This window comes from Micromonospora sp. I033 (assembly GCF_053890995.1).
This window is the reverse complement of record NZ_JBSSLX010000006.1, coordinates 30948-57615: the sequence shown is the minus strand read 5'-3', so window position 1 is coordinate 57615 and position 26668 is coordinate 30948. Positions and strand designations below refer to the sequence as shown.

The following is a 26668-nucleotide window of genomic DNA, read 5'->3' as shown; positions in this document are numbered from 1 at the left end:
CGGTCAGCCGCCGACCGCGATGATCTGCTGCTCGCCGAACGCGGGCGGCTCCGACACCTCACCGAGCTTCCGGCCGTCCGGGGCGACCAGGATCAGCACGTTCTCGCGCAGCCCGGTGGCCCGGACGAGGAGCGTGCCGTCGGGCCGGAAGAAGGCCTGGGTGATCGTCCGGGCGCCGAGCGGCAGCTCGAACTCCTTGCCGGTACGCGTGTCGAACACCCCGTCGGCGGTCAGCTCACGCGCCACGTCGCCGGCCTCCTCACCCGGTCCGCGTCGGAACAGGGCGATCCGGGAGCCGTCCGGGGAGAGGCTGGCCACGTCGAAGCAGTCGTACTTCGCGTTGCCACCCAGGCCCGGAATCGAACGGAGGCGGTCGCCACCACTGGTTGCGACGATCACGCGCCCGGTGGACCCGTCCGGGTAGGCGAGGTAGCGCCCGTCACCCGACCAGAGCGGGTGGCAGCCGTCCTCGTCCAGCGCCAGGTCGGTGAAGGCACCGGTCCGCACGTCGAGGTTGCCCCGCCGGCTGCGCCCCGGGTTGGAGGGATCGACCAGGGCGATGCCCAACGCCGTGCCTTCCGGGTGCCAGACCGGGCCCCAGCAGGAGCCGTCCACCCCGGTGCGCAGCTTGCGGCGGTTCCCGCCGTCGAGATCCGCCACCCAGAGCACGGCGTCCAGGTCCACCCACGCCACCCGCTCGCCGTCCGGCGACACCACGGCGTTCGACCAGGCGGAGCTGGTCGGCATGCTGAGCAAGGTGACCGGCTGGCCGCCGGGCGTCCAGGAACGCAGCCGGGTGGTGCGAGCCTCGGTGCTCCCCGGGGACGCGGCGTAGAAGATCCGGCCGAAGCGCGCTGTGGTGGACGGGCCGCCGCCGTCGGGACGGGGGTCGGTGCTCGGCCCGGTGCTGGCCGACGAACTGGGTGCCGGGGTCGGGGTGACCTCGACCGGCGGCCAGGTGCTGGTGACCGACGGGTTGGCCGGCGCGGGCAGCGGGGCCTGGCCGTCCGGCCGGATGGCGAGGGCGGTCCCGGTCGCGGCGGCCAGCACCACCAGGGCGGCGGCCGAGGTGGCGACGACCCGCTGGATGCCGAGCCGGCGTGACGTACGGAGGGCCCGGTCCCGCAGGTCGACCGGAGTGACCTCCTCGGCCAGCTCCGCCAGGTCGAGTCGAAGGCGGTTCTGGTTCATCGGGCGCTTCCTTCCGTGACGTAGAGCTGGGCGAGTTCCGGGGCGACGGTGCGCAACTTGGCCAGGGCCTTCGAGGTCTGGCTCTTGACGGTGCCGACGGTGACGCCGAGCAGGTCGGCGGCCTCGGTCTCGGTGCGGTCCTCGAAGAACCGCAGCACCAGCACGGCCCGCTGCTTGGCGGAGAGCTTCGCCAGCGCGGCCCGGAGGGTCAGCCGGAGCGTGGTCTGCTGGGCGTGGTCGGGAGCCGAGTCGCCTCCGCGCGGCTCGGGCAGGTCGCCCGGCATCGACTCGGCCACCCGGCGGCGCCGCCACCAGGAGACCTGCAGGTGATACATGATCTTGCGGGTGTACGCCTCGGCGTTGCCGCTGTCGTGCAGCCTGCTCCACGAGCGGTGCGTCCGGGCCAGGGCGGACTGGACGAGATCCTCGGCCAGGTGCTGGTCGCCGGTCAGCAGGTAGGCCGAGCGCAGCAGTGCGGGGGTACGGGTTCGCACGAACGAGTCGAACTCACTCAGGAGAGGGTCCACACGAGCCGATCCTTGGGGTCAGGTGGTGCGTCATCGTGACGCCTTCCCAGACGCCACCCCGCCGCGCCGTGGTTGCCGGCGCGGTCACCGATTTTCGACGATTCCCTTCCGGTACGGCCCCCAGGCCACGAACCGCTCGAACAGCTCGCGCGGCGTCGGGCCGTCGTGCGGGTTCAGCCGCAACAGGTCGTGGGTCGCCTCGTGGTAGAGCCCGGACAGGTAGACGGCCAGGTCGACGGGGTGGTCGCCGTACTCGACCTTGAGCAGCAGGCGCGCCTGGGCGCACGGCCACGGCAGCCCGCAGGCCCGGCACACCCAGAGCGGCCGAATGGGCAGGTGTGCCGGCTGGTCCGGCGGATAAGGGCGCGGCCGGTCGGGGTACGGCCCGAGGCGCGGCACGGGGAGGTTCATGGCGGCTTCCTTCTCCGGCTTCTCCGGTGCGAGGAGGGGCCGTCCCCAGGTGATCGGGGGATTCGGGGACGGCCCCGCAGCGGGCCGGACGGGAGGCGGCTCGCCGTGTGACAGTCTGCTGAGGACACGACTACGCTCGGAAGCCGTCGAGGCGGTCCGTGGCGGCCTCCCGTCGGCGCTGGCCGGTGGACGGCGACGCCGGGGAGGCGGCGGGAAATCGGGGAGGAAGCGTGGAGAGCGAACCGACCGCGGAGCTGATCCGTGCCCAACTCCGGCGGCTACGGCTGAAGGCCGAGCTGAGCCAGGAGGAGTTCGGGAAACTGGTCCACTTCTCCGGGTCGCAGGTGTCGGCGGTCGAGCTGGGCCAGCGACCGCTGGACCGCTTCTTCCTCAAGCGGGCGGACGAGGTGCTGGGCACCGGCGGCCTGCTGACGTCACTGCTGAAGCTCGCCGAACGCGACGGCCAGCCGAGCTGGTTCCGCCCCTGGCTGGAAGCGGAACGCCAGGCACAGCAGTTGCGGACCTACCAGCCCACACTCGTTCCTGGGCTGTTGCAGACCGAGAACTACGCCCGAGCGATGATCCGCACCGACGACATGATTAGTGATGACGAGGTGGAGAGGCGGCTGGCAGTCAGGCTGGATCGGCAGTCCATTCTCTCCAGTCCCGACCACCCCAAGTACGTGGCGGTGATTGAGGAGTGGGTCCTCCGTCGTGCGGACGAGGGTTTCCGGGGGCTCATGGTCGAACAGATCGCCCATCTGATCGGGTGCGCTGAGCGGCCACACATCCACGTGCACATCGTTCCGACGCAGGTCACCATGCACGTCGGCTTGGTTGGGCCCTTTGCCCTGGCTCGTGGGACCGACGGCGGCTGGGTCGGCCACCTGGAGAACCAGCTCGGTGGCGTAGTCGTCGACAACGACGAGGATGTGGCTATCGTGCTGTCCAGGTGGGAGAGCGTGCGCAGTGAGGCATTGTCTCGCCAGCAGTCCGCCGAGCTGATGAAGGAAGTGATGACGTCATGGAGCTGACCGGCGCGACCTGGCGCAAGTCCACTCGCAGCGGCACCCAGGGCGACTGTGTCGAGGTGGCCGACAACCTGCCCGGTGTGATCGGTGTCCGGGACAGCAAGGACCCGGCCGGCCCGGTCCTCACCTTCACCCCCGGCACCTGGCGCGCCTTCATCGCCCACACCAAGCGCCACTGACCATCAGAGATAGAGGCAGAACGGGTGGCCGGCCGGGTCGAGGTGCACCCGTACGTCCTCCTGCGGTTGGAAGTCGGCCACCGTGGCACCCACGGACACCGCGAACGCGGACGCCGCGTCCAGGTCGTCGACCTTGATGTCGAGATGCGCCATCATCTGCGGCTCACCCGGGCCCGCCGGCCAAACCGGCCGCACGTACGCCGGCTCGGTCTGGAACGAGAGCCCGGCCCCGCCGTCCGGCGCGACGAGGGTGACCCAGTCCGACTCGTCCTCCCCCCGCGACCACCCGAGCAGCCGTTCGTAGAACGCGGCCAGGTCGCGCGCGTCGGGCGCATCCAGCACAGCGGAAGTCAGCGTGAGCCGAGGCCTCTGGTCCATCCCGCTCTCTTACCCCACGCCGGCACCCTCCATCCCGGACAGGGTCCGCGTTCCACCCACCGCCGCCGCACAGACACAATCAGGCTCAGTAGCCCGGGGTGCCGCCCGCCGCCAGGCGAGCCGCGGCCTGCGCCGGGGTGTCGTAGTAACCGGGGCGGGCGACCAGAACCGAGCTGAAGTAGTAGCCCTGGCTCTCCTCCGGGTCGTCGGAGACGAATGGCCGCCACAGGGAGAGCAGCAGGTCGGGCGCGATGAAGCAGCCCTCGTCCTCCTCGTCGGGCAGGACCCGGGCGTGCCGCCGTAGCCGCTGGACGACCTCCTCCGCGGGCAGCCCGAAGACGTCGACGTCCCGGTAGCGGACCACGTCCAGCGCCTGCGGGCGGTACAGCTCGACCGAGTTCACCCGCCCACCGACGCCCGTCCCCACGGCGAGGCCCAGTCCGCCACCCGGCCGGTTCGCATGGAGCGGGCCGGAAAGCTCGCCCAGCCCGGCGAGGGCGGATCGGGCCGCGTCCAGCGTCATGCCCAGGCGTAGCGGGCCCACTCCGTCCGGCGGTTCCAACTCGAAGTCCACGCCGCCATGATCCAACGGAACGGCGGCGAATACGATCGCCCGCCGATGCCGCCCGCCGTAGGCTGCCTCAATGCTGCTGCGCATGTCGACTCTGCTGCTCCGGACCCTGCGCGAGGACCCGGCCGACGCCGAGGTGCCGAGCCACCGGCTCCTGCTCCGCGCCGGCTACGTACGCCGCGCCGCGCCGGGCGGCTACACCTGGCTGCCGCTGGGCAAGCTGGTGCTGGACCGGGTGACCGAGATCGTCCGCGCGGAGATGGCGGCGATCGGTGACCAGGAGGTGCACTTCCCGGCGCTGCTGCCGGCCGAGCCGTACCGGACCAGCGGGCGGTGGACGGAGTACGGCGACGACATCTTCACCCTGGCGGACCGGAAGGGCGCCGAGCACCTGCTCGCCCCGACCCACGAGGAGATGGCCGCGCTGCTGGTGAAGGACCTATTCAGCTCGTACCGGGACTTCCCGGTGACGCTGTTCCAGATCCAGACCAAGTTCCGGGACGAGGCGCGCCCCCGCGCCGGCCTGCTGCGCGGGCGCGAGTTCCTGATGAAGGACGCCTACTCCTTCGACCTGGACGAGGCGGGGCTCCAGGCCGCCTACGACCGCCACCGCGAGGCCTACCAGCGGATCTTCACCCGGCTGGGGCTGGACTTCACCGTGGTGCACGCGATGTCCGGGGCGATGGGCGGCTCGGCCTCGGAGGAGTTCCTGGCCGCGACCCCGGTCGGTGAGGACACCTACGTCGGCTGCACGACCTGCGACTACGCGGCCAACACCGAGGCCGTGGTGACCCGCGCGCCGGCCGCCGGCGACCCGGACGGGCACCCGGCGACCGAGGTGCACGACACCCCGGAGACGCCGACCATCGCGTCCCTGGTCGAGCTGGCCAACGCCCGCGCTCTGGCTGGCCGGACCGACTGGACCGCCGCCGACACGCTGAAGAACGTGGTGCTGGCCGTGCGGCGGCCGGGCGCCGAGCGGGCGGAGCTGCTGGTGATCGGCCTGCCCGGCGACCGCGAGGTGGACCTGAAGCGGGTCGAGGCGGCGCTGGCACCGGCCACCGTGGGCGTCTTCGACGACTGGGCGGCGCACCCGGAGCTGGTCCGCGGCTACCTCGGGCCGCAGATCCTCGCCAAGCACGGCGTCCGCTACCTGGTCGACCCCCGGGTGGTCACCGGCACCGCCTGGCTGACCGGCGCGAACGAGCCGGGTCGGCACGCCACCGATGTGGTGTGCGGGCGGGACTTCACCCCGGACGGCACGATCGAGGCCGCCGAGGTGCGTCCGGGCGACCCCTGCCCGGCCTGCGGCGACGGTGAGCTGACCATGCGGCGGGGCATCGAGGTGGGGCACATCTTCCAGCTCGGCCGCCGGTACACCGACGCCTTCGCGGTCGACGTGCTCGGCGCGGAGGGCAAGCCGGTCCGGCCCACCATGGGCTGCTACGGCATCGGCGTCTCGCGGGCGGTCGCGTCGGTGGCCGAGCAGCACCACGACGACCGGGGATTGGTGTGGCCGGCCGAGGTCGCACCCTGCGACGTACACCTCGTGGCGGCCGGAAAGGGGCCGCAGCTCGACGCGGCGCTGGAGCTCGGCGGGCGGCTCTCCGCCGCCGGCCTGCGGGTGCTGGTCGACGACCGCACCCACGTCTCGGCCGGGGTGAAGTTCACCGACGCCGAGCTGATCGGCATCCCGCGCGCCGTCGTGGTCGGCCGCCGGCTGGCCGAGGGGTACGTCGAGCTGCGTGACCGCGCCTCCGGCGAGCGGATCGAGTTGCCGGTGGACGGCCTGGTCGAGCGTCTGCTCGACGAGGCGGGTGCGGCGCGCCGCACCGGGGTGTAGCGGTCGCGCCACGGGGTACCGCAGACGGATCGACCGAGGTGTTTCGGAGGGCTCTCATGTACCGGGTCAGCGACGTGATGACCAAGCAGGTGGTCTACCTGCCCGCGGAGACTCCGCTGGACGAGGCGGCCAGGGTGATGAAGGAGTCGGACATCGGCGATGTGGTGGTCACCGACGGGGCCACCCTCGCCGGCATGCTGACCGACCGCGACATCGTGGTTCGGGCCGTGGCCGAGCGGGCCGACCCGGCGAGCACCACGATCGGCTCGATCATCACCCGCGAGGTGGTGATGATCGAGCAGCACTGCACCGCGGGCGAGGCGGCCGCGCTGATGCGCGAGCGCAACATCCGGCGGGTGCTCGTCTGCGACACCGATCGCAAGCTGGTCGGCATCGTCTCCCTCGGCGACCTGGCCATGCAGCTCGACCCGAACTCCGCGCTGAGCGACATCAGCGAGGCCGCCCCGAACATGTGATCCGGCCGACCCGGTGCCCTCCCGGCCAACCCCGGAGGGCGCCGGGTCACCGGCGGTAGCCTGGCGGTCATGTCCGAGATGCCGAGCAAGCTGGCCGAGATCGTCGACGAGTTCGCCGGCGCCCCGCGCGACGTGGTGCTGGAGATGCTGCTGGAGTTCTCCGACGTGATCCCGCCGCTGCCCGAGGGAGTGGAGCGGGACGACCTTGAGCAGGTCCCGGAGTGCCAGACCGCGTTCTTCCTGCGCGCCGAGGTCAACCCGGACAAGACCGTGAGCACGGTCTTCGACTGCCCGCCGGAGGCGCCGACCACCCGGGCGTTCGCCGGCATCCTCGCCGAGGGGCTGGCCGGGGCGACCGCCGAGGAGGTGCTGGCCGTGCCGGACGACCTCTACCAGCGGATGGGCCTGGCCCAGGCGATCAGCCCGCTCCGGGTCCGCGGTGGCACCGCCATCCTGGCCCGGCTCAAGCGTCAGGTCCGGGAACAGATCTCCTGATCGGCGGGTTGTCGCTGGTCATGGAGATCGAGATCTACGCCGACGTCGTCTGCCCCTGGTGCTGGATCGGCAAGCGCCGGCTGGAGCAGGCCCTGGCGAGCTACGACGGCGAGGTGACCGTCCGGTACCGGCCGTTCCAGCTCGACCCGACGCCGGTGACCGAGGCGAAGCCGCTGATCGAGGCGCTGGGCGCGAAGTTCGGCGGCCGGGACAAGGCCGAGGGCATGGCCGCCCACGTCACCCGGGTCGCCAAGGGCGCGGGGATCGACATGCACTTCGACCGCGCGGTGGCCGCGAACACCTTCGACGCGCACCGGCTGGTCCGGTTCGCCAACGAGCGGGGCCGGGCCGCGGAACTGGTCGAGCGGCTCTACCGGGCGCACTTCCAGGACGGCATCGACGTGGGGTCGCTCGACGCCCTGGTCACGCTCGCCGGCGAGGTCGGCCTGGACGAGACCGAGACCCGGGAGTACCTGGCGTCGAACCTCGGCCGCCGGGAGGTGGCCGCCGACCTGAGCGCCGCGCACCAGCTCGGCATCTCCAGCGTGCCGACCTTCGTGCTGGCCGGGAAGTACGCCGTGACCGGCGCCCAGGAGCCGGAGACCCTGCTCGCCGCCCTCCACGAGGTGGCGCAGCGCGAGTCCGCCGCCTGATGTTTCACGTGGAACAAGATCGATGCGAGTGAGGGCCTAGGCGGGCCGGGCCAGGTCCTCCACCACCGTTGCCCCGGGCAGCGCGCCGAGCGCCGGCCCGGGCAACGCGATCTTGCTGTGCCGTACGCCGGATCCGATGATCACGTGCGGCGTGGCGATCACCCGCGAGTCGACCAGGATCGGCCAGTCCTCCGGCAGCCCAATCGGGGTGATCCCGCCGTACTCCATCCCGGTCAGCTCGACCGCGTCGGCCATCGGCGCGAAGCTGGCCTTGCGCACGTCGAGCAGCTTGCGGACCACGCCGTTCACGTCGGCCCGCGTGGTGGCGAGCACGATGCAGGCCGCGTACCGGGTCTCGCCGCCCCGCTTGCCGGCGACCACCACGCAGTTGGCCGACTCCTCCAGCCCCACCTCGTACGCCGCGCAGAACGCCGCCGTGTCGGCCAGCTCGGCGTCGATCGGGGCGACCAGCACGTCGTCCACGTCCACCGGCGCCTCGTCCGGCCACCGCTCGATCGCCGCGGCCACCGGCGCCGCCAGCAAGTCCAGTCGGGTACGGGCGGGCTCGGTCTTCAGCGTCCCCATCACGGGTGCGATCCTCGCACCCGCCGGGCGACACCGCTCACCGACGTCCCGACCGGCCCGGATGCCGGACGTCAGCTCCCGGTGAGGAAGGCGTTCTCACGGGCGAACGTGCGGTCCTGGTGGGCCGCCAGCTCCTCGGCCCGCAACTGGTTGACGCGGTGGGCCTCCACGTCCTCGATGCCGTGCCGGACCCCGAGCCGGATCACGCCGTAGAGGAAGACGAAGCCGAAGACGTACAGGATCACGGTGGTGACGAAGACCAGCATGCGGCCACGGTAGGACGGCCCGGAACCGCAAGAGGTTTCATCTCCGGCCGGTTCCCCCGTACGTGTCAGCGAGGTGGTCGGCCCAGGTGCGGGTGCCGGTCGGGGTGGCGGTGGTGGTCAGCCCGCCGGCGCGCAACTCGCGGCCGAGCCGCCCCGGGATCCGCACCGGGAGCAACGGCCGTCGCGACCGCCGGGCGGCCCGCCAGGCGTGGACCGCCTCGTCGTAGCGGAGCACCTCCGGGCCGCCGAACTCCTCGATCCGGCCCGACGGGCCGGCCGCCAGCATCGCGGTGAGCCGGCCCGCCACCTCGCCTGGGTCGACCGGCTGCGCGAGCACCGCCCGGTCCCCGAGCACCGGGCCGAGCCGGCTCGCGGCATGCAGCAACTCCTCCAGGAACTCCGGGAACTGGGTCGCCCGCAGCACGCTCCACGGCACCGGCCCGGCCGCCACCACCTGCTCGGCCGCCAGCTTGTGCCGGTAGTAGCCGAGCGGCACCCGGTCCACGCCGACGATCGAGACGTACACCAGGTGGCCGACCCCGGCGTGCCCGGCGGCCAGGACCAGCCGGCGGGTGCCCAGCACGTCGATCTCGTAGGTGCGCCGGTCGGGTGAGGAGGCGAGGTGCAGCACCGCATCGACCCCGTCGACCGCCGCGGCAAGCCCTTCACCGGTGGCCAGGTCGGCCGCCACCCACTCCACTCCGGCGTCGCCGCGGGACCGGCGGCTCACCGCCCGGACGGTGTGCCCCGCGTCGCGCAGCCGGGGCAACGCCACCCGCCCGAGCCGTCCACTCGCCCCGGTCACCAGCACCCGCATCGTCGCTCCTCTCCCGCGTCCGTCCACCGGACGGGCCGGCGGGCCGGATCGTGACGCGCCGGCCCCCGTACCCCGATCCTGCGGGCCGGGGCCGGGCGGCGCGGGCGGATCCGGTGGTCAGGTGGTCGCCGGTGCCCGCCGCACCACGCGGCCGGCCAGCAGCACGCCGAGCAGCCCGCAGCCGGCCGCCACGGCCAGGGTGACCGCGTAGCTGGCCCGGCCGGGAGCGGAGCCGGCGGCCAGCACGGCCCCGGTCAACGCCAGCACGGTGGCGGCGGACAGCGAGTCGCCCAGTTGCAGCGCCGAACTGTTCCGGCCCTGCTCGGCGGGTGCGGACAGGTCCAGGGTGAGCACCGACAGGGACGGGTAGAGCAACCCCATGCCGAGGCCGGCGACCGCCCAGGCCAGCACCGCGAGCGCCACCGGCAGGGCCGGCAGGAGGGCCAGCGCGACGCCGGCCGTGCCGACGGCGATGCAGGCCAGCCCGGCCCGGGGCAGGGTGGCGGCGGACCGCGGCGTGGCGATCCGGCCCTGGATCCACGAGCCCACCGACCAGGAGAGCGCGCCGACGGTCAGCACCAGGCCGGCCGCGGTCGGCGAGAAGCCCCGCTCGCGGGACAGCATCAGCGGGATCACCACCTCCGCCCCGACGAACGCCGCCGACGCCAGGCCGCGCAGGCCGATCACGGTCGGCAGCCCTCGCGCCGCCCGCAGGAACCCGGCCGGCAGCAGCCGCGGCACGCAGACCAGCAGCCCGACCAGCGCCGCGCCGATCAGCCCGGCGGCGAGCACGCCGCGCTGCTGCCCCCCGTAGTGCAGCAGTGCGGCGCTCGCCCCCGCCCCGCAGGCCCAGACGACCCGGGCCAGCGCGCCGGCCGACGGCCGGCTCGGTGCGGTCGCCCCGAGCGCCCGCAGCCCCGGCTGGATCAGCAGAACCGCGGGCACCGCGACGGCCGGCACGGCGAGGAACACCCAGCGCCAGCCCAGGTGCTCGACGATCAGCCCGGCCAGCGCCGGACCGACCAGCGACGGAATCACCCAGGCCGCGGCGAACGCGGCGAACACCCGCCGCCGCAACTCCTCCGGGTACGCCTGCCCGACGATCACGTAGAGCGCGACGGAGAGCAGCCCGGAACCGAAGCCCTGCACGACCCGCCCGACGACCAGTACCTCCATGGTGGGCGCGGCGCCCGCCACCACCAGGCCCGCCACGAACCAGGCCACCCCGTGCCACATCGCCGGGCGCGGCCCCCGGGCGTCGCACCAGATGCCGGAGGCGACCATGGCGACCACACCGATGGCGAAGGGTCCGGCGAAGGCGAGCGCGTAGAGGCCGAGCCCGTCCAGGGTGCGGGCGACCGTCGGCATGGCGGTGCCCACGGCGAGGGCCTCGAAGGCGAGCAGCGACACCAGGGCGACGCTGCCCACGGTCATGGCGCGCAGCCGCGGCGACCAGAGGTGTGCGGGCGGGGCCGGCGGTACGGCGGTGGCTGTCGACATGGACCCAAGCCTCGGACCTCAACCGGGATTGAGGTCAACGGTGAGCCCCGTCTCGTCAGGCCGACTCCAGCGCCTCGCCCACCCCCTTCACCAGACCGGAGTAGTGCTGGTCGGCCAGAAGGTGCCCGGCGGTGATGACCAGGGCCAGCGGCCACTCGATGACCTGGAGCGCGGCGAGCACGCCCAGCCCCGCGTAGTAGGTCAGCTTGTCCGGCGGGGGCACCGCCACCTCGCCCAGCACCGGGATCTCCACCCGCCGGCAGTACGTCTTGACCATCTCGCGCGACCCGCTCAGGTTTCGTGTCAGCGTGCTCATCCGCGCCTCCCCGGTTCCGACGACGACATCGCTGTCCGGGCGGCATTCCACCGGCCTCGCCGTCCATGCCCCGAGAAGTGCGGAAACTTCCCCCGCCCAGGGGGCATAACGGACGCCCGGCCGGGAAGTCGGGCCGCCGGGACGAGGCGTGGGAGGCGAGATGGCGTACGGCTACGACGACGGGAGCACCGGGGAGCGGGGCCGGCAGCCCGGCCGCATCCCTCGATGACCTCGCTGGGCCGCGTCGCCGGCCTCCTGCTGTCGCCGGCCACCCTGCCGGACGCGGTGGCCCGGGCCGCGCGCACGGTCGCCACCGCCGTGCCGGACACCGCCCGTACCGTCGGATCGGCCCTGCCGGGCACGGCCCGGAACGCCGTGCCGGACAGCGTCGCCGGGGCGGCGGGCAGCGTGGGCGCCGCGGCCACCCGGCTGGCCCGCCTCGCCGGGCTGACCCGGCGCCGGGTCTGGTCGCGCGACGGCCGGCACCACATCGAGGTGCACGGCGTCTGCCAGGACGGCGGTGACCGGCTGGCCCGGCAGGTCGAGGCGGCGCTGGAGGCACTGCCCGGGGTGGCCTGGGCCCGGGTCAACGCGCCGTCGGGCCGGGTGATCGTGGCGGTCGAGGAGCCGAAGCCGAAGCTGCGCGACCTGATCGCCACCGTGGCGCGGACGGAGCGCGTGTGCCCGCACGAGCCGGACCCGGAGATCCGGCCGCCCCACCCGCCCGAGGAAGGGCCGCGCACTCCCCGCACCATGGGTGCGCTCGCCTCGGACGCGCTCGGCCTGACCATCTCGGCGGCCACCCGGATCCTGCCGTTCGCCCCGGTCCCCGGCGAGGTGGCCGGCCTCCTCGGCGCGGTCGACCTGCACCCGAAGCTGCACGCGCTCGCCGACCGGGGCCTGCGCGCCGATCCCCGCGCCGACCTGCTCTTCCCGCTCGCCGAGGCGGTCGTCCAGGGGCTCACCGGCGGCTGGGCCGGCATCGTGCTCGACGGCGCGCAGCGGGTGGTGCAGTGGGGCGAGGCACGGGCCCAGCTCGCCGCCTGGTCGAAGGCCGAGCCGCGGCTGACCGGCGAGCCGGACCGCGCGGTCGCCCGGGTGCCGGACGGCGAGCGGCCCTGCCCCAAACCGGACGGACCGGCCGAGCGCTACGTGAGCCGGACGCTGGCGGCCGGCGCGGCCGCCGGGGCGGCGGCGGTCCCGGTGATCGGCGGGAAACGGGCCGCCGCGCTGGCCCTGTCGTCACTACCCAAGGCCCCGGGCAGCGGCCGTGAGGGCTACGCCGCCCAACTCGGCCGGATGCTCGCCCGGCGCGGTGTGATCGCCATGGACCGCAGCGTGCTGCGCGAACTGGACCGGATCGACACGGTGCTGCTGGACGCCACGGTGCTCGGCTCCGACCGGGGCGTACTGGCCGACCTGGCGCCGCTGCCCGGCGCGGACACCGGCCAGGTGGCCGCCCGGGCGTTCGCCCTGTTCGACCCGGCCGCCCCGGACGCCGTCCGGAACGCCGACGGCTGGCGGCTCGGCCCGCTGGACCGGATGGACGCCGAGGACCCCGGTGACACCCCGGACAGCGCGCGGCTGCGCGCCGACGGCGGCCGGCTGCTCGGGCTGGCCGAGGGCGGCCGGCTCGCCGCCGTGCTGCGGGTCGAGCCGGAACCGGTGCCCGGGGTGGACGCCCTGGCGACCGCCGCCCGCCACGCCGGCTTGCGGCTCGTGGTCGCCGGCGACGACGACGGCCGGTACGACTTCGCCGACGCCCTGGTGCCCGGCGGCCCCCGGGTCGCCGACTCGGTCCGCGACCTGCAACGCGAGGGCGCGGTGGTGATGGTGGTCTCCGGCGACCGGGCCGCGCTCGGCGCCGCCGACTGCGGGTTGGGCGTCTCCGCCCCGGAGGACCTGCCGCCCTGGGGCGCGCACCTGCTGGTCGGGGACGACCTGCGGATCCCCGCCCTGCTCATCGACGCGACCGGGGTGGCCCGGCGGGTGACCGGGCAGAACATCCGGATCGCGATGGCCGGCACCGGGCTCGGGGCGCTCGGCGCGTTCACCGCCGACCGGGAGCGGTTGCCCGGCCGGACCCTCGCCGCGGTGAACGGGGCCGCCGCCCTCGCCTTCGCACACGGCGTCTGGCGGGCCCGGCGGCTGCCGGACCGGACCCGTACGCCGGCGCCCGCGCTCACCGCCTGGCACCTGATGCCGGTGGAGACCGTCCTCGACCAGCTCGGCGCCCACGCCGAGGGGTTGACCGGCGAGGAGGCGGCCCGCCGCCGGCGCGCCGTGTCCGGGGACGGGCACGGCCCCACCGGGCTGCTGCGCGCGTTCGTGGACGAGCTGTCGAACCCGCTCACCCCGGTGCTCGCCGCCGGGGCGGTGCTCTCCGCCACGTTCGGCTCGCTGGTCGACGCGGCGCTGGTCGGCGGTGTGGTGGGCGGCTCGGCGCTGCTCGGCGCGGTGCACCAGCACAACACCGAACGTTCCCTGGCCGAGCTGCTGTCCCGTTCGGCGGTGACCGCCCGGGTGCTGCGCGACGGCGCGGAGCGGGTGGTGGCCGCGGAGGAACTGGTGGCCGGGGACGTGGTCGCGGTGGGGCCCGGCGACGCCGTCCCGGCCGACTGCCGGGTGCTGACCAGCGACGGGCTGGAGGCCGACGAGTCGTCCCTGACCGGCGAGTCGCTGCCCGTGGGCAAGACCGCCGAGCCGGTGGTGGCCGCGGCGGTGGCCGAGCGGCACTCGATGCTCTACGAGGGCACCACGGTCGCCGCCGGCCACGGCACCGCCGTGGTGGTGGCCACCGGCGAGGAGACCGAGGCGGGGCGGAGCCTCGCCCTGGCCCGGGAGGCGCCGCCGGCCAGCGGGGTGGAGACCCGGCTCGGGAAGCTGACCAGCGCGGCCGTGCCGCTGGCGGCCGGGTCGGCGATCGCGGTGGCCGGGGCGGGGCTGCTGCGGGGCGTACCCCTGGCGGAGACGGCGGCGACCGCCGCGAACCTGGCCGTCGCCTCGGTGCCCGAGGGGCTGCCGTTCCTGGTCAGCGCCGCCCAGCTGGCGGCGGCGCGGCGGCTGGCCGAGCACGGCGCGCTGGTCCGCAACCCGCGGACCATCGAGGCGCTGGGCCGGGTCGACGTGCTCTGCTTCGACAAGACCGGCACCCTCACCGAGGGAAAACTGCTGCTGGCCGGGGTGGGCAGCGGCGACAACCGGTACGCCTCGCCGGAGCGGCTGGACAATTCGCTCCGGCTGGTCCTGGCCGCGGCGCTGCGGGCCACCCCCGCGGCGGCCGACCCGGACGAGCTGCCCCAGCAGACCGACCGTGCGGTACGCCGCGGCGCGCGCACCGCCGGCGCGGTGGAGCAGACCGGGGCACCGGACTGGACCGCGGTGGGCGGGCTGCCGTTCGAGCCGTCCCGGGGTTACCACGCCACCGTCGGTCGCACCGCCGACGGGCTGCTGCTCAGCGTGAAGGGCGCGCCCGAGTCGGTGCTGCCGCGCTGCGCGGCCCGGCGCACCACCGGGGGCGACACGCCGCTGGATCCGGCCGGCCGCGACGCGCTCCACGCACTGCTCGCCGAGCGGGCCGGAGCCGGTCACCGCATTCTGGCCGTCGCCGAGTGCCCGGTGGGCGCCGAGTCGGTGACCGACGAGCAGGTCGACGGGCTGGTCTTCGTCGGCTTCCTGGCCCTCGCCGACGGGGTGCGGGAGAGCGCCGCGCCCGCGGTGCGGCGGATCCGGCAGGCCGGCGTGCACACCATCATGATCACCGGGGACCACCCGGCCACCGCCGAGGCGATCGCCGACACCATCAGCCCCGACCACGGGGACCAGCGGGTGGTCACCGCCACGGAGCTGGACCGGCTCGACGACGAGGCCCTCGCCGAGCGGCTCATGGCCACCGACGTGGTGGCCCGCTGCACCCCGGCCCACAAGGTGCGGATCATCCAGGCCCTGCAACACCGGGGCCGGACGGTGGCGATGACCGGCGACGGCGCCAACGACGCCCCGGCGATCCGGCTCGCCGACGTGGGCATCGCGCTCGGCCAGCGCGGCACCCCCGCGGCCCGCGCCGCCGCCGACCTGGTGGTCACCGACGACCGGCTGGAGACGATCATCGCGACCCTGGTGGAGGGCCGGGCCATGTGGTCGTCGGTCCGCCACGCGCTGAGCATCCTGGTCGGCGGCAACCTCGGCGAGATCGCGTTCAGCGTGCTGACCGCCGCCAGCACCGGCCGCTCGGCGCTCACCGGCCGGCAACTGCTCCTGGTCAACCTGCTCACCGACCTGGCGCCCGCGCTGGCCATCGCGGTCCGCCCGCCCGCCGCCGACGGGGCTGACGGGGCCGACCACCTGCTGCGGGAGGGGCCGGACACCTCGCTCGGCGGGACGCTGACCCGGGAGATCGCGCTCCGGGCCGGCGCCACCACGCTCGGCGCGACCGCCGGCTGGACGCTCGCCCGGTGGACCGGCCGGGAGCGCCGGGCGGGCACGGTGGCGCTCGCCTCGCTGGTCGGCACCCAGCTCGGCCAGACCGTGCTGGCCGGCGGGACCAGCCCCACCGTGCTCGCCTCCACCGCCGCCTCGATCGGCGTCCTGGTCGCCGTGGTGCAGACACCCGGCGTCAGCCAATTCTTCGGCTGCACCCCGCTCGGCCCGGTCGGCTGGAGCATCGCCGCCGGCTCCGCCCTGGGCGCCACCTTCGCCAACGGGGCGCTGACCCGGCTGATCGACCGCCTCCCACCACCCGACGCCCGTGGGCATGGCGAGACCGATCAGGGGTACGGCGAGGAGCATGACGCCTGAGGTGACCTTCATCGGTACGGCGACCACCGTGCTGCGGATCGGCGGGTTCACGCTGCTCACCGACCCGAACTTCCTGCACCGCGGGCAGCGCGCCTACCTCGGCAAGGGGCTCTGGTCGAAGCGGAGCACCGACCCGGCCCTGACCATCCCAGAGCTGCCCACGTTGGACGCGGTGGTCCTGTCCCACCTGCACGGCGACCACTTCGACCGGGTGGCCCGGCGCGGACTGGACCGCGCCCTGCCGATCGTCACCACGCCCGCGGCGGAACGGAAGCTGCGCCGGTGGGGCTTCCAGGCGGCGGAGGGCCTGCCCACCTGGCGCTCGTACGAGCTGCACCGCGGGGACGAGACGCTACGGCTGACCGCCCTGCCCGGCCAGCACGGGCCCGGCGTGCTGGACCGGCTGATGCCCGACGTGATGGGCACCCTGGTCGACCTGGACCGCGCCGGCGAGCGCCGGTTCCGGCTCTACGTCACCGGGGACACCCTGCGCCGCCCGCAGCTCGCCCAGATCCCCGAACGGTTCCCGGACATCGACGCCATGCTGATCCACCTCGGCGGCACCAGGGTCGCCGGCATCCTGCTCACCATGGACGCGCGGCAGGGCGCCGACGTGGTGGAGCTGATCCGGCCCCGGCTCACCGTGCCGGTCCACTACGACGACTACCCGGTGTTCCGCTCCCCGCTGCGGCACTTCATCGAGGAGGCCCGGCGGCGCGGCTTCATCCGCCAGGTCCGCACCGTCCACCGGGGCGAGACCGTGCCGCTGACCCCCTGACGCGGCTCGCCGCCCGCTCCGGCGCGGGGCCGGAGGGGCGGCGAGCGGTGCTGTGCGGGTCGCGGTCAGGAGCGCTCGGAGATCGCCTCGATGAGGTCGCCCACCGGGCGTTCGGGCAGCGAGCGGGCCACGTCCGCGACGGCCACGATGCCGACGAGCTCGTGCCCGTCGATCACCGGCAGCCGGCGTACCTTGTGCTCGCCCATGGTCCGCAGGATCTCGGCGGCGTCGTCGTCCGCGCCGATGGTCACGGCCTCGCCCTGGGCCAGCTCACCGGCGGTCACGTCGGCCGGGTCCTTGCCCGTGGCCAGCACCTTCACCACGATGTCGCGGTCGGTCACCATGCCCTTGAGGCGGTTGTCCTCGCCGCAGATCGGCAGCGAGCCCACCCCGAGCTCGGCCATCCGTCGGGCGGCGGTCCGGAGGTCGTCCTGCTCCCGGACACAGCTCACGTCGCTGGTCATGATCTCGCGTGCGGTCGGCATTGGCATGACACCTCACTTTCGGGGGGTTGTTGCCCGTACTCCTACCCCCACCGGCCCCGGCCATGCCGACGGCGTAAATGGGATCGATCGCGGGCCGGGGCCGCGGCTAGGGTGCGGCGGTGCCGTCACCTCACCTGGAGCAGATCACCCCGGACAACGTCCTGGCCGCCTGCGCGATCGCCGTCCGTCCCGACCAGGAGGGGCTGGTCGCCCCGGTCGCCCGGTCGCTCGCCGAGGCGTACGCCCAGCCGGCGGTCGCCTGGCCACGGCTCATCGTCGACGGCGACCGGCCGGTGGGCTTCCTGATGGGCTTCCTCGACATCCGGTGGGGTCAGGACCCGGCCGACGTCCGCTCCGGCCTGTGGCGGCTGAACATCGCCGCCGACCAGCAGGGCCGGGGCTACGGGCGGTTCGCCGTGGCGGCGCTCGCCGACGAGCTGCGCCGCCGGGGCGCGGACCGGATGTTCGTCACCTGGGCGCCCGGCCCGCACGGCCCGGAGCGCTTCTACCGCCGGCTCGGCTTCCGGCTCACCGGCGAGCTGAGCGGCGATCAGGTGGTCGGCGAACTGGCACTCTGACGGGTCAGCGCCAGGTGGCGGCGGCGCGCCGGAGCCGGTCGTTGATCGCCCGGCCCACGCCGACCTCCGGCACCGGCTCGGCGACGATCTCGGTCACCCCGGTCGCGTCGAGCCGGTGCAGGGCGTCGAAGAGCCGCGCGGCCGCCGCGGTCAGGTCACCCTCGGGCGACAGCACCTCCACCGCCGCCCAGTCACCCCGCGCCGGCCGCTCCCGGAAGGCCAGGAACCCCCGCCGGCCGCCGTCCCCCTCGGCCGCCGCGCCCAACCGCAACGGGGTACGCGGGGCGTAGTGCGCGGCCAGCGTCCCGGGCGCGACCGGCTGGCCGGAGCTGCCGGGGCGTACCTCGACGGGTCCGACCGCCTCGACCAGCGCCTCCACCGGCAACGCGCCCAGCCGGAGCACCACCGGCCGCTCGCCGCGGGCGTCCACGATTGTCGACTCGATCCCGCACCGGGTCGGGCCGCCGTCGAGCACCACGTCCACGGCGGCGCCCAGCCCGGCCACCACGTGCTCGGCCCGGGTGGGGCTGAGCTGCCCGAACCGGTTGGCGCTGGGCGCGGCCACCGGCACCCCGGCGGCGGCGATCAACGCCCGCGCGGACGGCTCGTCCGGCACCCGGACGGCCATGGTGTCCAGCCCGGACGTGACGATCGGCGGGATCACGGCCGGCCGGTCCACGATCAGGGTGAGCGGGCCGGGCCAGAAGCGCTCCACCAGCGCGGCCACCGCCGGTGGCACCGCGCCGACCAGACCGGGCAGGTCGGCGGCGTCGGCCAGGTGGCTGATCAGCGGGTCGAAGCCGGGGCGGGCCTTCGCCTCGAAGATCCGGGCGGCCGCCCGGGCGTCCAGCGCGTTCGCGCCCAGCCCGTAGACGGTCTCGGTGGGGAAGGCGACCAGCCCGCCGGAGCGCAGGACGACGGCGGCCTCGGCGATGCCGCTGTCGGCCGGGAGGACGCGCGGGGATCCGGTGCTCACGCACCGACGCTAGCCTGCCGGGGACGCCGGCCCGGCACTACCCTGCCCCCATGGGCAGGCGGCTGGCGCTGGCGGTGGCCGGCGTCCTTGTGCTGGTCGGCTGCCTCGGCCTGCTGACCGCCGTGCCGGCCGTCCAGCGGGCCCTCTCGCCGGCGGCCGAGCCCGCGCCCCTCCCGCTCCGCCTCGCCGGCCCGCGCTACGACGACCTCACCGTCGACCTCACCCCCGGCCGGTACGCCGTCTGGGCCACCCGGCCGGCCGGCGCCCCGGACGGCGACCGGTGCCGGGTGACCGGCCCGGACGGGCGGCCGGTGCCGGCGGACGAGCCCGGGCACATGGTCGAGTGGACCGAGGTGGCCACCGACGACACGACCTGGACCTGGGTGTCGACCTTCGCCGCCCCCGCCGCCGGCGGCTACCGCCTCACCTGCCGGCTCGACCCCGACGCCACGGGCCAGCAGTACGCGGTGACCCCGGAACCGGACCGCCGGCTAGCCCTGCGCCTGCGGCTGGCGCCGCGGCGGGGACTGCTGGTGGCGGCCCTGCCGGCCGGCCTGGTGATCCTCGGCATGACGCTGACCTGGCGCCGCCGGACGGACTGAACTCGATTGCGGCCGCACCGGGGCCGCTCCAGGATGATCGCCGTGAACCGGATCAAGATGCACGCCGACGAGGTGCTGACCGACGTCGACCTGGTGCGACGGCTGCTCGCCGGGCAGTTCCCGCACTGGGCCGACCGGCCGCTCCGACTCGTTCCGTCGCACGGGACGGACCACGACGTCTACCGGCTCGGCGACGACCTGGCGGTACGGCTGCCCCGGATCGGCTGGGCCACGCAGCAGGCGGCCCGGGAGGCCGAGTGGCTGCCCCGGCTGGCCCCGCACCTGCCGCTCGCCCTGCCCGTGCCGCTGGCCATGGGCGGTCCCGCCGAGGGCTACCCCTTCGACTGGTCCGTCTACGAGTGGCTGCCGGGCGAGAGCGCCAGCACCGCCCGGTACGACCCGGACACGGCCGCGGTCGACCTGGCCGCCTTCGTCGAAGCGCTGCGGCGGATCGACACCGCCGGCGCGTACCCCCGACCGCCCCGCAGCCGGGGTGCCGACCTCGCGGAGCTGGACGAGGGGGTCCGCGCCGCGGTACGCCGGCTCGGCGACCGGGTCGACGGCGGCGCGGTGCTGCGCGCCTGGCAGGAGTCGCTGGACGCGCCCGCCTGGGACGGGCCGGGCGTCTGGGTGCACGGTGATCTGCTGCCCGGCAACCTGCTGGTGGTCGACGAGCGGCTCTCCGCGGTCATCGACTTCGGCGGGCTGAACGTCGGCGACCCGGCCTGCGACCTGCAACCGGCGTGGAACCTCTTCACCGGCCGCAGCCGCGCCCGGTTCCGCGCCGAACTCGCGGTGGACGATGCCTCCTGGCTGCGCGGCCGGGGCTGGGCGCTGCTCCAGGCGGTGATCGCCCTGCCCTACTACTGGGACACCAACCCGGGGATCGTCCGGCAGACCTCCCACGCCCTCCGCGAGGTGCTGGCCGACGCCGCCCGCTGAACCACGTCCCGACGGGTAGACACGGTCGTGGTGCTCCGCCGGCGGCCGGCGGGCCCGAGGAGGGACGAATGACCGACGACGACCGCCCGCGCAAGCGCGTCGAGAACGCCGACGACCTGGTCACCTGGCTGCAGTGGCTCGCCGACGACGTGGCCCGGGCACCGGACGCCGTGGTGAACCTGGAACTCGACCAGTTCCTGGCGGCCTGCGCCACCCAGCTCCGCGACCGGGTACGCCTCCAGCGCCGGGCCGGCCGACCCGGACCGGCCCAGCCGTCCTGGCAGCTCGTCGCCGACGTGCTGTACGACGCCGCCCACCACTACTGAACGTCGGGCCGGTCGGCGGGGTCGGGCTCGGTGTCCGGGAGGGTGGGCGCGTCGGTGGGGTAGAGGCCGGCGGCGAAGCCGTACACCTGGTCGCCGGAGCGGGGGATCTGGGCGAAGCGGCGGGCGAGCGCCTGGACCTCCGCCCAGAACGTCCGTACGTCCTCGATCGGGATGCGCGCGTGGACGAGCGTGCACCGCAGCTCGTCGGCGGCGTGGGCCGCGGCGGCCTCGGCGGCCGCCTCGGCGAGCCCGTTCATCCGTGCCACGACCTGCTTGTCCTCGGGCCGGTTGAGCACGCCGACGTAGAAGGTGCGGGCGACCCGGCCGTAGAACCGCTCCTCGATGGCCCGCACCCGCCGGGTCCGCACCACCCGGAGCAGGCCGGCGTCGACCAGCAGGTTCACGTGGTACGCCACGCTGCTCTTCGGCCGGTCGACGGCCCGGGCCATCTCGTTGACCGTGGCGGCCCGCTCCAGGAGCAGCTCCAGGAGGGTGGAGCGCAACGGGTCAGCCAGCGCGCGCAACTGCTCGGGCGCGGTGACCACGAGCATCTCGTCGAGGTCGTAATCCGGGATCTGCTGATTGACCGACATTTCTCGACCGTTCTAGAATTCTGGATCATTCGATCGCTCTGGTTCGTTGACAGGAGTCTAGAGATGGCCGACATCGTGCTCTTCCACCACATCCAAGGGCTCACCGAGGGCGTACGCGCTTTCGCCGACCACCTGCGCGCCGGCGGGCACACCGTGCACACCCCCGACCTGTTCGACGGCGCGCGGCCGGCGACCATCGAGGACGGCGCCGCCCTGACCAAGCGCATCGGCGGCGAGGCGCTCGACGACCGCGCCGACCGGGTCGTGGCCGACCTGCCGAAGGACCTCGTCTACGCCGGCTTCTCCTGGGGCGCCGCCACCGCACAGCGGCTCGCCCAGACCCGGCCCGGCGCCCGCGGCGCCCTGCTCTACGAGTCCTGCCTGCCGGTGACCGGCGAGTGGGCCGTCGGCCCGTGGCCGGACGGCGTCCCGGTGCAGATCCACGGCATGGACAAGGACCCGTTCTTCGCCCTGGAGGGCGACATCGACTCCGCACGCGAGCTGGTCGGGATCGTCGGGCCCGAACGGGGTGAGCTGTTCGTCTACCCCGGCGAGGCACACCTGTTCACCGACAGCTCGCTGCCCACCTACGACGCGGACGCGACGGCGCTCGTGCTGCGGCGCTCGCGGGAGTTCCTCGACCGGCTGGGCTGAGCCGTCAGTGGCACACCACCGCCACGGCGGCGAAGAGGCCGCACGCGGCGACCGTCGTCACCGTGATCGCGCCGGCCGCCCGGAGCGCGGCGTCGGCGCGACCACGTCCGCGCCAGGTCACCGACAACGTCTGCTCCAGCACGACCAGGAAGACCCAGCCGAACAACAGGAGCGTCAGATAGAAGTCCCGGGCGGGATTCGCGAACGCGCTCGCGTTGCCGTTCCCGCCGTAGTTGGGGCAGTCCTCGTAGCGGGTGATCGGCTGGAGGATCGCCAGCAACGCCGCGAAGAAGGCGGCGCCGGCGAGGCAGACCCAGAAGCCGCTGAGCCGGGACGGCGGCTTCCGATCTTCGATCATCGGCTCAGCCTAGAGGCGGCGCGGCCGTGACGGACCGCCCGCCGCCTCGCGCTGGTGGCCGTCGACCCGTCTGCCGCGGGCACCGCTCCAGGAAGGCGAGCAGCTTTCCCACCGGGCCGGCGGCGCCGTCCTGTCGCCGCCGGCCGGTTGTTCAGGAGATCAGTTCTCGACGTCCACCGTCGGCGGGTTCTCGTCGGTGTTCTTCGAGACCAGCACCAGGTCGTACGTGTACAGCGCGCCCGGCGCCATCCACGACCACGAGCCACGCGGCTTCACCACGCGCATCTCCTTGCTGAGCGCCCGCCCGGTGTCGGGGTCGATGATCAGACGAACCTCGAGTCCATTCCCGGACCTGGCCGGCGCGAACGCGACTGCCTGCCCGGGCCGACCCTGCACGTCGTTGACCACCCCCAGCCCGCGCACGCCCGGCAACGTGGCGAGCATGCGGTAAGCCGCCGCGCGGACCCCGTTACTGACCGGCAGGTCGATCACCACGCTGGCGGCGACCGTGAACAGCCACTGGTCGCGGTCGGTGGGCATGTCGCCACCTCCCCCGTCGAAGCGGCTGAGCAGTGCGCCGCGGAGGGCGGCCGGTTCGGTCGGCAGCGCATCGAGTTGTGCCTGCGACACGTTCCGGTCGCCGAGGGCGAAGAGGTGGGCGGGGTCGACCCTGTTGCCGTACACCTCGCCGGGGGCGATCGTCAGGTCGAACGGCTTCGGCTTGGCGACCTTGATGACGGCCGGGGAACCGTTGCGGCGCCAGGCGGCCTCGTCGCTCGCTGTGGCGGGCGCGGCGCCGAGCGGCTGCGACATCGCCCAACTGGCGTCGGCGCGGGAGCGGGCCAGCCAGTACTGGCTACCGACCTTGTGGAACATGGTGTACGTGCCGTCGGCGGCCTCGACCGGCACCGCGATGCCACTCTCCGTCTGCATGGTCAGATAGCGGCCGCCGGCTTGCGGGGCCTTGTCGCTGCGTTCGGCTGCCACGAGCAACAACCGGCTGGAGTCCATCGGCTCCTGCCTGGCGGGCGACGCGACGCCGGGCGCGGCGTCGGGTGCAGTACGCGGAGCGGTGCTCGGGCCGGCCACGGCCACGACGACCGCGGTGACGGCCGCCGCGGTCGCCCCCACCGTCCCGAGGAACGCCACGCGTAGCGGCCTGGCCCTCCGGGGCTGGCCGAGCGCGGCGTGCCCGTCCGCGGCCGGAGCGTTGGCCATGATGCCGGCGACGGCCTGTGCGCTGTGCTCGCCTCGATCCGGCGGTGGGTCCAGTCGCGCCGGCCGGGCCTTGGCGAGCAGGTCCTGAACATCTGGCGTTCGCCTCATCGGATCGACTCCTTCGGAACGAGCGTGGTGGTGGGTCGAGGCAATTCCGGTTCGGTGGCGACAGTCATGGCGTTCCTCAAGTGACGCCGGGCGCGATGCAGGCGCACGTAGTACGTCGCCGTGGAGCAGCCGAGCACCCGAGCCGCGTGACTGGGCGCCAGCCCATGCCAGGCCACCAGGGTCAACAATTCGCGGTCCTCGTCGGACAATTGGGCCAGCGCGGTGAGCACCGCCGCCCGCTCGGCAACGCCGTCTGCCACGTCGGCGACGGACAACTGCTCGTCCCTGATCCACGCACGCATCTCGGCAGCGATGGCCTGCTGCCGTTCCTCCGCGCGGTATCGCTCACCCACGACATTGCGGGCGACGGCAAGCAGCCAGGGCAGCGGCGTTGCCCTCGGCAGCGCCGGCAACCGCCGCCACGCCACCAGGAACGTCTCGGCCACGATCTCGTCGGCCAGCTGGCGACCGGCGCGCGTGACGGCATACGCGTACACCTGCCGGTGGTGCGCCTGATACACCGCGGTGAAATGATCTTCCGGTTCGGGTTCTGGCACCAGCTTCGGCCCTTCCCGTCAGAGTTTCTCTGTCACCAGGAAATGTCTCGGGCACCCCGTTTCTTACCTGGGGAATTGAACACTGGCCGCAAGCCTGCGATCGCAGGGGCCTCATCACCGCGTCCCCGTCACCGCCGCTCGACGTTTCACCGCACATGACGTGCTCGTCCCGCACGAACGGTTGCCCCACATTCGCGGCGGCGCCTGGCGGGTAGCGGGACGCGGTCAGCAGCGGAGTCGCGCGCGATAAGCCGGCGACGTCGGCGACCATCCCCGGGATACTGTCGCCCATGGATGAGGTCGAGGTCGTCGTCGCCCATTCCGAGCGCGCGACCCTGCGCGTCGGCGACGTGTTCCTCAAGGTGGACGCCGATCAGGCGCGCATCGACGCCGAGGTCGAGGCGATGTCCCTCGCGCCGGTCCCGACCCCGGAGGTCCTCTGGTGCAAGCCGCCCGTGCTCGCGATCGCCGCACTCCCGGGGACGACGCTTGGGCGCCTCGGTGGGCCGTCGACCGGGTCGCCTGCGGCGTGGGCCGCGGCGGGCGCCACCATCCGGAAGTTGCACGACGCGCCGCTGCCGCCCCGGCCCGGCCGGGCCGGCCGGAGCATCGTCGCACTGGCGGCGGAACTCGACGACGAGTGCGAGTTGCTTGTGACGAACGGCGACCTGCCCGCCGACCTCGTCATCCGCAACCGCCAGGTCGCCGAGGCCGCGCTTCGGCCGTGGACTCCGGCGTTCACACACGGCGACCTGCAGATCGCGCACGTCTTCGTCGACGGCGACGAGGTCACGGGCATCATCGACTGGTCCGAGGCGGGCCAGGGTGATGCCCTGTACGACCTCGCCACCTTCACGCTCGGGCATGAGGAGCACCTCGACGACGTCATCGCCGGCTACGGCACCGACGTCGACCTCGACGTGATCCACGCGTGGTGGTCGTTGCGAAGCCTGCTGGGGGTTCGCTGGCTGATCGAGCACGGCTTCGACCCGTACGCGCCGGGCTGCGAGATCGACGTGTTGAAATCCCGGATGTGAGCCTGCGAGCCCGACGACCGGTGCAATATCGAGCCGGTCATGCCAATTCTGGGCCGATTGATCTTGCGCGGCAAACGCCTGCTCAGAGGCGGTAAGAGCGGAGCCCAGGGGGCCTGACCACTCAGCAGGGCCGGGACCTCTTCGGCTACCCAGCCTTCAACGGGGACCAGCTGGTGAGGGGACTTCTGGTGGTCGCCCCTTGGCCTGCCTGGCGTCGGCCAGGGCCATGCCGAGGAGTATCGCGAGGGCGCCTGCCGCTGCGATCAGCGGTGTGGTGAAGGCCAGCACCAGTGCCGCGACGGCCAGTGCGGCGATGCCGACCAGCCTGCGCCGGGCGAGTCGATCGAAGACCACGCGTTCCAGGACGATCCGGCCGACGAGATAGATGATCGGCCCGCCGAGGATCGCGACCAGCCACGCCGGCCGCACGTGACCGCCCGGGTGGGCCAGGACGATCTCGTAGCCGACCGCGACGAGCACGATGCCCAGGACCATCAGCATGTGGGCACGCCCGGTGTTCCGGCCGGCTCTGATCTGGTCCCCGGCTGAGTCGACGGCTTCGGGGAGCACCTGACCCGCGCGGTAGTAGTAGATCCGCCACAGCAGCACTGTGGTGGCGAAGCCGACCAGCAGCGCCAGCGTCGTGGCCAGTGACACCGGTATGTCGGTGTAGGCGATCCCCAGTGACAGCACGCTCTCGCCGAGCGCGATCAGCAGGAGTTGCTCGTACCGGTCGGCAAGGTGATGTGTCTTGCTGGGTTCCCAGGCGCTGTCCACCGTTCGGCTCATTCCGGGCACCGGCCAGGCGGAGCGGGCCGCCAGGAGGTCGATCGTGATGGCAAGCGACCACAGGGTCACCCGGGCCGCGTCCTCAACCAGGGTGCCGACCAGCCACGGCACGGCCGACAGGGTGAACCAGATCGCCGACCGGGTGTTCAGGCTCCGCTGCGCAAGATCTCGCACGAGCCAGATGAGGACCAACGGTCGTCCCACCTGAAGCACCACGTACGGCACGGCATACGCGTAGCCGCGTTCCCGGAACGCGTACGGCAACGACGACGCCATGAAGACCACGCCCAGCGCGGTGAGCAGCACCATAGCCTGGACGACTGGTCGGCGCGGGTCGAAGCGGCTCGTGATGTGGGAGGTGGTCGTCCACAGCCACATGATCGGCACGACCAGCACGAGGACATACAGCAGCCCCGCCCACCGCTCCGCGAAGGTGTCGCCGGACAGGTCGGGCACGACGCGCGACACGACTCCCGACAACGCGAAGACCAGCACCAGGTCGAAGAACAACTCCAGGAAGTTGGCTCGCCGGCTGTCTCGCTCGGCGCTCTCCGTCTTTGCGGCTTCCCGACCCGGCGGTTCCTGATTCCCCCCGTTCCGCCGGCCACCAGTTCCACCCTCGGTCACCGAC

At 73.9% G+C, this 26668-nt stretch carries 31 protein-coding genes; 14 read left to right on the top strand and 17 right to left on the bottom strand.

The window, feature by feature from the left end; all coding sequences use genetic code 11:
• Window positions 1-3: 3 nt before the first annotated feature.
• The 3 genes from ACW0Q9_RS02225 to ACW0Q9_RS02215 all read right to left on the bottom strand — a co-directional run bounded on the left by ACW0Q9_RS02225 (window position 4) and on the right by ACW0Q9_RS02215 (window position 2129).
• Window positions 4-1191: a hypothetical protein gene (locus ACW0Q9_RS02225; protein WP_456178119.1), complete on the bottom strand. Its 1188-nt coding sequence runs from the start codon at window positions 1189-1191 to the stop codon at window positions 4-6.
• Entirely contained in the window at window positions 1188-1718 is a 531-nt protein-coding gene (locus ACW0Q9_RS02220; RefSeq protein WP_357074426.1) for a SigE family RNA polymerase sigma factor, read from the bottom strand. The genes ACW0Q9_RS02225 and ACW0Q9_RS02220 overlap by 4 nt, the downstream gene beginning before the upstream one ends.
• 84 nt (window positions 1719-1802) lie before the next feature.
• A complete protein-coding gene (locus ACW0Q9_RS02215; RefSeq protein WP_456178117.1) occupies window positions 1803-2129 on the bottom strand; it encodes a hypothetical protein in 327 nt (108 codons plus the stop codon).
• Window positions 2130-2359: 230 nt separating this feature from the next.
• On the opposite strand from ACW0Q9_RS02215, the gene ACW0Q9_RS02210 reads away from it, so the two are divergent.
• Together ACW0Q9_RS02210 and ACW0Q9_RS02205 are read left to right on the top strand one after the other, a co-directional pair.
• Window positions 2360-3163 carry a helix-turn-helix domain-containing protein gene (locus ACW0Q9_RS02210; RefSeq protein WP_456178115.1) on the top strand — a complete coding sequence of 268 codons (804 nt, stop codon included), beginning with the start codon at window positions 2360-2362 and terminating at the stop codon, window positions 3161-3163.
• Window positions 3154-3339 (top strand): DUF397 domain-containing protein, encoded by a 186-nt coding sequence (locus ACW0Q9_RS02205; protein WP_456178114.1) that lies wholly within the window; start codon window positions 3154-3156, stop codon window positions 3337-3339. Before ACW0Q9_RS02210 ends, ACW0Q9_RS02205 begins: the two co-directional genes overlap by 10 nt.
• A 3-nt stretch (window positions 3340-3342) precedes the next feature.
• Here ACW0Q9_RS02205 and ACW0Q9_RS02200 read toward each other — a convergent pair whose 3' ends face one another.
• Together ACW0Q9_RS02200 and ACW0Q9_RS02195 are read right to left on the bottom strand one after the other, a co-directional pair.
• Complete coding sequence (locus tag ACW0Q9_RS02200; RefSeq protein ID WP_456178112.1) at window positions 3343-3717, bottom strand: VOC family protein; 375 nt, start codon at window positions 3715-3717, stop codon at window positions 3343-3345.
• Window positions 3718-3802: 85 nt separating this feature from the next.
• Entirely contained in the window at window positions 3803-4291 is a 489-nt protein-coding gene (locus tag ACW0Q9_RS02195; RefSeq protein ID WP_456178110.1) for a hypothetical protein, read from the bottom strand.
• 70 nt (window positions 4292-4361) lie between these two features.
• Between ACW0Q9_RS02195 and ACW0Q9_RS02190 the strand changes: the two genes are divergently transcribed.
• The 4 genes from ACW0Q9_RS02190 (at window position 4362) to ACW0Q9_RS02175 (ending at window position 7755) form a co-directional block, all read left to right on the top strand.
• A complete protein-coding gene (locus ACW0Q9_RS02190) occupies window positions 4362-6131 on the top strand; it encodes a proline--tRNA ligase (protein WP_456178109.1) in 1770 nt (589 codons plus the stop codon).
• Window positions 6132-6187: 56 nt separating this feature from the next.
• Window positions 6188-6607 (top strand): CBS domain-containing protein, encoded by a 420-nt coding sequence (locus ACW0Q9_RS02185; RefSeq protein WP_456178107.1) that lies wholly within the window; start codon window positions 6188-6190, stop codon window positions 6605-6607.
• Window positions 6608-6676: 69 nt separating this feature from the next.
• Window positions 6677-7102: a SufE family protein gene (locus tag ACW0Q9_RS02180; protein WP_456178106.1), complete on the top strand. Its 426-nt coding sequence runs from the start codon at window positions 6677-6679 to the stop codon at window positions 7100-7102.
• A gap of 20 nt (window positions 7103-7122) precedes the next feature.
• Window positions 7123-7755: a DsbA family oxidoreductase gene (locus ACW0Q9_RS02175; protein WP_456178104.1), complete on the top strand. Its 633-nt coding sequence runs from the start codon at window positions 7123-7125 to the stop codon at window positions 7753-7755.
• A 36-nt stretch (window positions 7756-7791) separates the two neighbouring features.
• Here ACW0Q9_RS02175 and ACW0Q9_RS02170 read toward each other — a convergent pair whose 3' ends face one another.
• The 5 genes from ACW0Q9_RS02170 to ACW0Q9_RS02150 form a co-directional block, all read right to left on the bottom strand.
• On the bottom strand, window positions 7792-8340 hold the full coding sequence (locus ACW0Q9_RS02170; protein ID WP_456178102.1) for a YbaK/EbsC family protein: 549 nt from the start codon (window positions 8338-8340) through the stop codon (window positions 7792-7794).
• Between the two features lie 71 nt (window positions 8341-8411).
• The gene (locus ACW0Q9_RS02165) at window positions 8412-8606 is read right to left on the bottom strand and encodes a hypothetical protein (protein WP_456178100.1); all 195 of its coding nucleotides are present in this window, start codon (window positions 8604-8606) and stop codon (window positions 8412-8414) included.
• A gap of 37 nt (window positions 8607-8643) precedes the next feature.
• The gene (locus ACW0Q9_RS02160; protein WP_456178098.1) at window positions 8644-9423 is read right to left on the bottom strand and encodes an SDR family oxidoreductase; all 780 of its coding nucleotides are present in this window, start codon (window positions 9421-9423) and stop codon (window positions 8644-8646) included.
• A 117-nt stretch (window positions 9424-9540) separates the two neighbouring features.
• Window positions 9541-10923, bottom strand: a complete 1383-nt coding sequence (locus tag ACW0Q9_RS02155) for an MFS transporter (RefSeq protein WP_456178096.1) — start codon at window positions 10921-10923, stop codon at window positions 9541-9543.
• 55 nt (window positions 10924-10978) lie between these two features.
• Window positions 10979-11239 (bottom strand): hypothetical protein, encoded by a 261-nt coding sequence (locus ACW0Q9_RS02150; RefSeq protein ID WP_456178095.1) that lies wholly within the window; start codon window positions 11237-11239, stop codon window positions 10979-10981.
• A 225-nt stretch (window positions 11240-11464) separates the two neighbouring features.
• On the opposite strand from ACW0Q9_RS02150, the gene ACW0Q9_RS02145 reads away from it, so the two are divergent.
• Both ACW0Q9_RS02145 and ACW0Q9_RS02140 read left to right on the top strand, forming a co-directional pair.
• Window positions 11465-16036, top strand: a complete 4572-nt coding sequence (locus ACW0Q9_RS02145) for an HAD-IC family P-type ATPase (protein WP_456178093.1) — start codon at window positions 11465-11467, stop codon at window positions 16034-16036.
• Entirely contained in the window at window positions 16026-16814 is a 789-nt protein-coding gene (locus ACW0Q9_RS02140; RefSeq protein ID WP_456178092.1) for an MBL fold metallo-hydrolase, read from the top strand. Before ACW0Q9_RS02145 ends, ACW0Q9_RS02140 begins: the two co-directional genes overlap by 11 nt.
• Before the next feature lie 65 nt (window positions 16815-16879).
• On the opposite strand, the gene ACW0Q9_RS02135 is transcribed toward ACW0Q9_RS02140, so the two are convergent.
• Window positions 16880-17299 (bottom strand): CBS domain-containing protein, encoded by a 420-nt coding sequence (locus tag ACW0Q9_RS02135; protein WP_456178090.1) that lies wholly within the window; start codon window positions 17297-17299, stop codon window positions 16880-16882.
• A 119-nt stretch (window positions 17300-17418) separates the two neighbouring features.
• Between ACW0Q9_RS02135 and ACW0Q9_RS02130 the strand changes: the two genes are divergently transcribed.
• A complete protein-coding gene (locus ACW0Q9_RS02130; protein ID WP_456178088.1) occupies window positions 17419-17877 on the top strand; it encodes a GNAT family N-acetyltransferase in 459 nt (152 codons plus the stop codon).
• A 4-nt stretch (window positions 17878-17881) separates the two neighbouring features.
• Here the strand turns inward: ACW0Q9_RS02130 and ACW0Q9_RS02125 are convergent, their stop codons facing one another.
• Window positions 17882-18853: an L-threonylcarbamoyladenylate synthase gene (locus tag ACW0Q9_RS02125; RefSeq protein ID WP_456178086.1), complete on the bottom strand. Its 972-nt coding sequence runs from the start codon at window positions 18851-18853 to the stop codon at window positions 17882-17884.
• A 50-nt stretch (window positions 18854-18903) separates the two neighbouring features.
• Here ACW0Q9_RS02125 and ACW0Q9_RS02120 point away from each other — a divergent pair, with 50 nt between their 5' ends.
• From ACW0Q9_RS02120 to ACW0Q9_RS02110, 3 genes are all read left to right on the top strand, one after another.
• The gene (locus ACW0Q9_RS02120; protein WP_456178084.1) at window positions 18904-19455 is read left to right on the top strand and encodes a hypothetical protein; all 552 of its coding nucleotides are present in this window, start codon (window positions 18904-18906) and stop codon (window positions 19453-19455) included.
• A 42-nt stretch (window positions 19456-19497) separates the two neighbouring features.
• Entirely contained in the window at window positions 19498-20397 is a 900-nt protein-coding gene (locus ACW0Q9_RS02115; protein ID WP_456178082.1) for an aminoglycoside phosphotransferase family protein, read from the top strand.
• Between the two features lie 68 nt (window positions 20398-20465).
• Complete coding sequence (locus ACW0Q9_RS02110; protein WP_456178080.1) at window positions 20466-20723, top strand: DUF7660 family protein; 258 nt, start codon at window positions 20466-20468, stop codon at window positions 20721-20723.
• Here the strand turns inward: ACW0Q9_RS02110 and ACW0Q9_RS02105 are convergent.
• On the bottom strand, window positions 20717-21316 hold the full coding sequence (locus tag ACW0Q9_RS02105; protein WP_456178078.1) for a helix-turn-helix domain-containing protein: 600 nt from the start codon (window positions 21314-21316) through the stop codon (window positions 20717-20719). The two genes, ACW0Q9_RS02110 and ACW0Q9_RS02105, sit on opposite strands and share 7 nt — an antisense overlap.
• Before the next feature lie 63 nt (window positions 21317-21379).
• On the opposite strand from ACW0Q9_RS02105, the gene ACW0Q9_RS02100 reads away from it, so the two are divergent.
• Complete coding sequence (locus tag ACW0Q9_RS02100; protein WP_456178076.1) at window positions 21380-21970, top strand: dienelactone hydrolase family protein; 591 nt, start codon at window positions 21380-21382, stop codon at window positions 21968-21970.
• A gap of 4 nt (window positions 21971-21974) precedes the next feature.
• Here ACW0Q9_RS02100 and ACW0Q9_RS02095 read toward each other — a convergent pair whose 3' ends face one another.
• From ACW0Q9_RS02095 to ACW0Q9_RS02085, 3 genes are all read right to left on the bottom strand, one after another.
• The gene (locus ACW0Q9_RS02095; protein ID WP_456178074.1) at window positions 21975-22328 is read right to left on the bottom strand and encodes a hypothetical protein; all 354 of its coding nucleotides are present in this window, start codon (window positions 22326-22328) and stop codon (window positions 21975-21977) included.
• Between the two features lie 159 nt (window positions 22329-22487).
• On the bottom strand, window positions 22488-23654 hold the full coding sequence (locus ACW0Q9_RS02090; protein ID WP_456178072.1) for a CU044_5270 family protein: 1167 nt from the start codon (window positions 23652-23654) through the stop codon (window positions 22488-22490).
• Complete coding sequence (locus ACW0Q9_RS02085; RefSeq protein ID WP_456178070.1) at window positions 23651-24211, bottom strand: RNA polymerase sigma factor; 561 nt, start codon at window positions 24209-24211, stop codon at window positions 23651-23653. Before ACW0Q9_RS02085 ends, ACW0Q9_RS02090 begins: the two co-directional genes overlap by 4 nt.
• A 290-nt stretch (window positions 24212-24501) precedes the next feature.
• Here ACW0Q9_RS02085 and ACW0Q9_RS02080 point away from each other — a divergent pair, with 290 nt between their 5' ends.
• Window positions 24502-25248, top strand: a complete 747-nt coding sequence (locus ACW0Q9_RS02080) for a phosphotransferase family protein (protein WP_456178068.1) — start codon at window positions 24502-24504, stop codon at window positions 25246-25248.
• A gap of 156 nt (window positions 25249-25404) precedes the next feature.
• Here ACW0Q9_RS02080 and ACW0Q9_RS02075 read toward each other — a convergent pair whose 3' ends face one another.
• On the bottom strand, window positions 25405-26664 hold the full coding sequence (locus ACW0Q9_RS02075) for a low temperature requirement protein A (protein WP_456178135.1): 1260 nt from the start codon (window positions 26662-26664) through the stop codon (window positions 25405-25407).
• Between the last annotated feature and the right edge of the window lie 4 nt (window positions 26665-26668).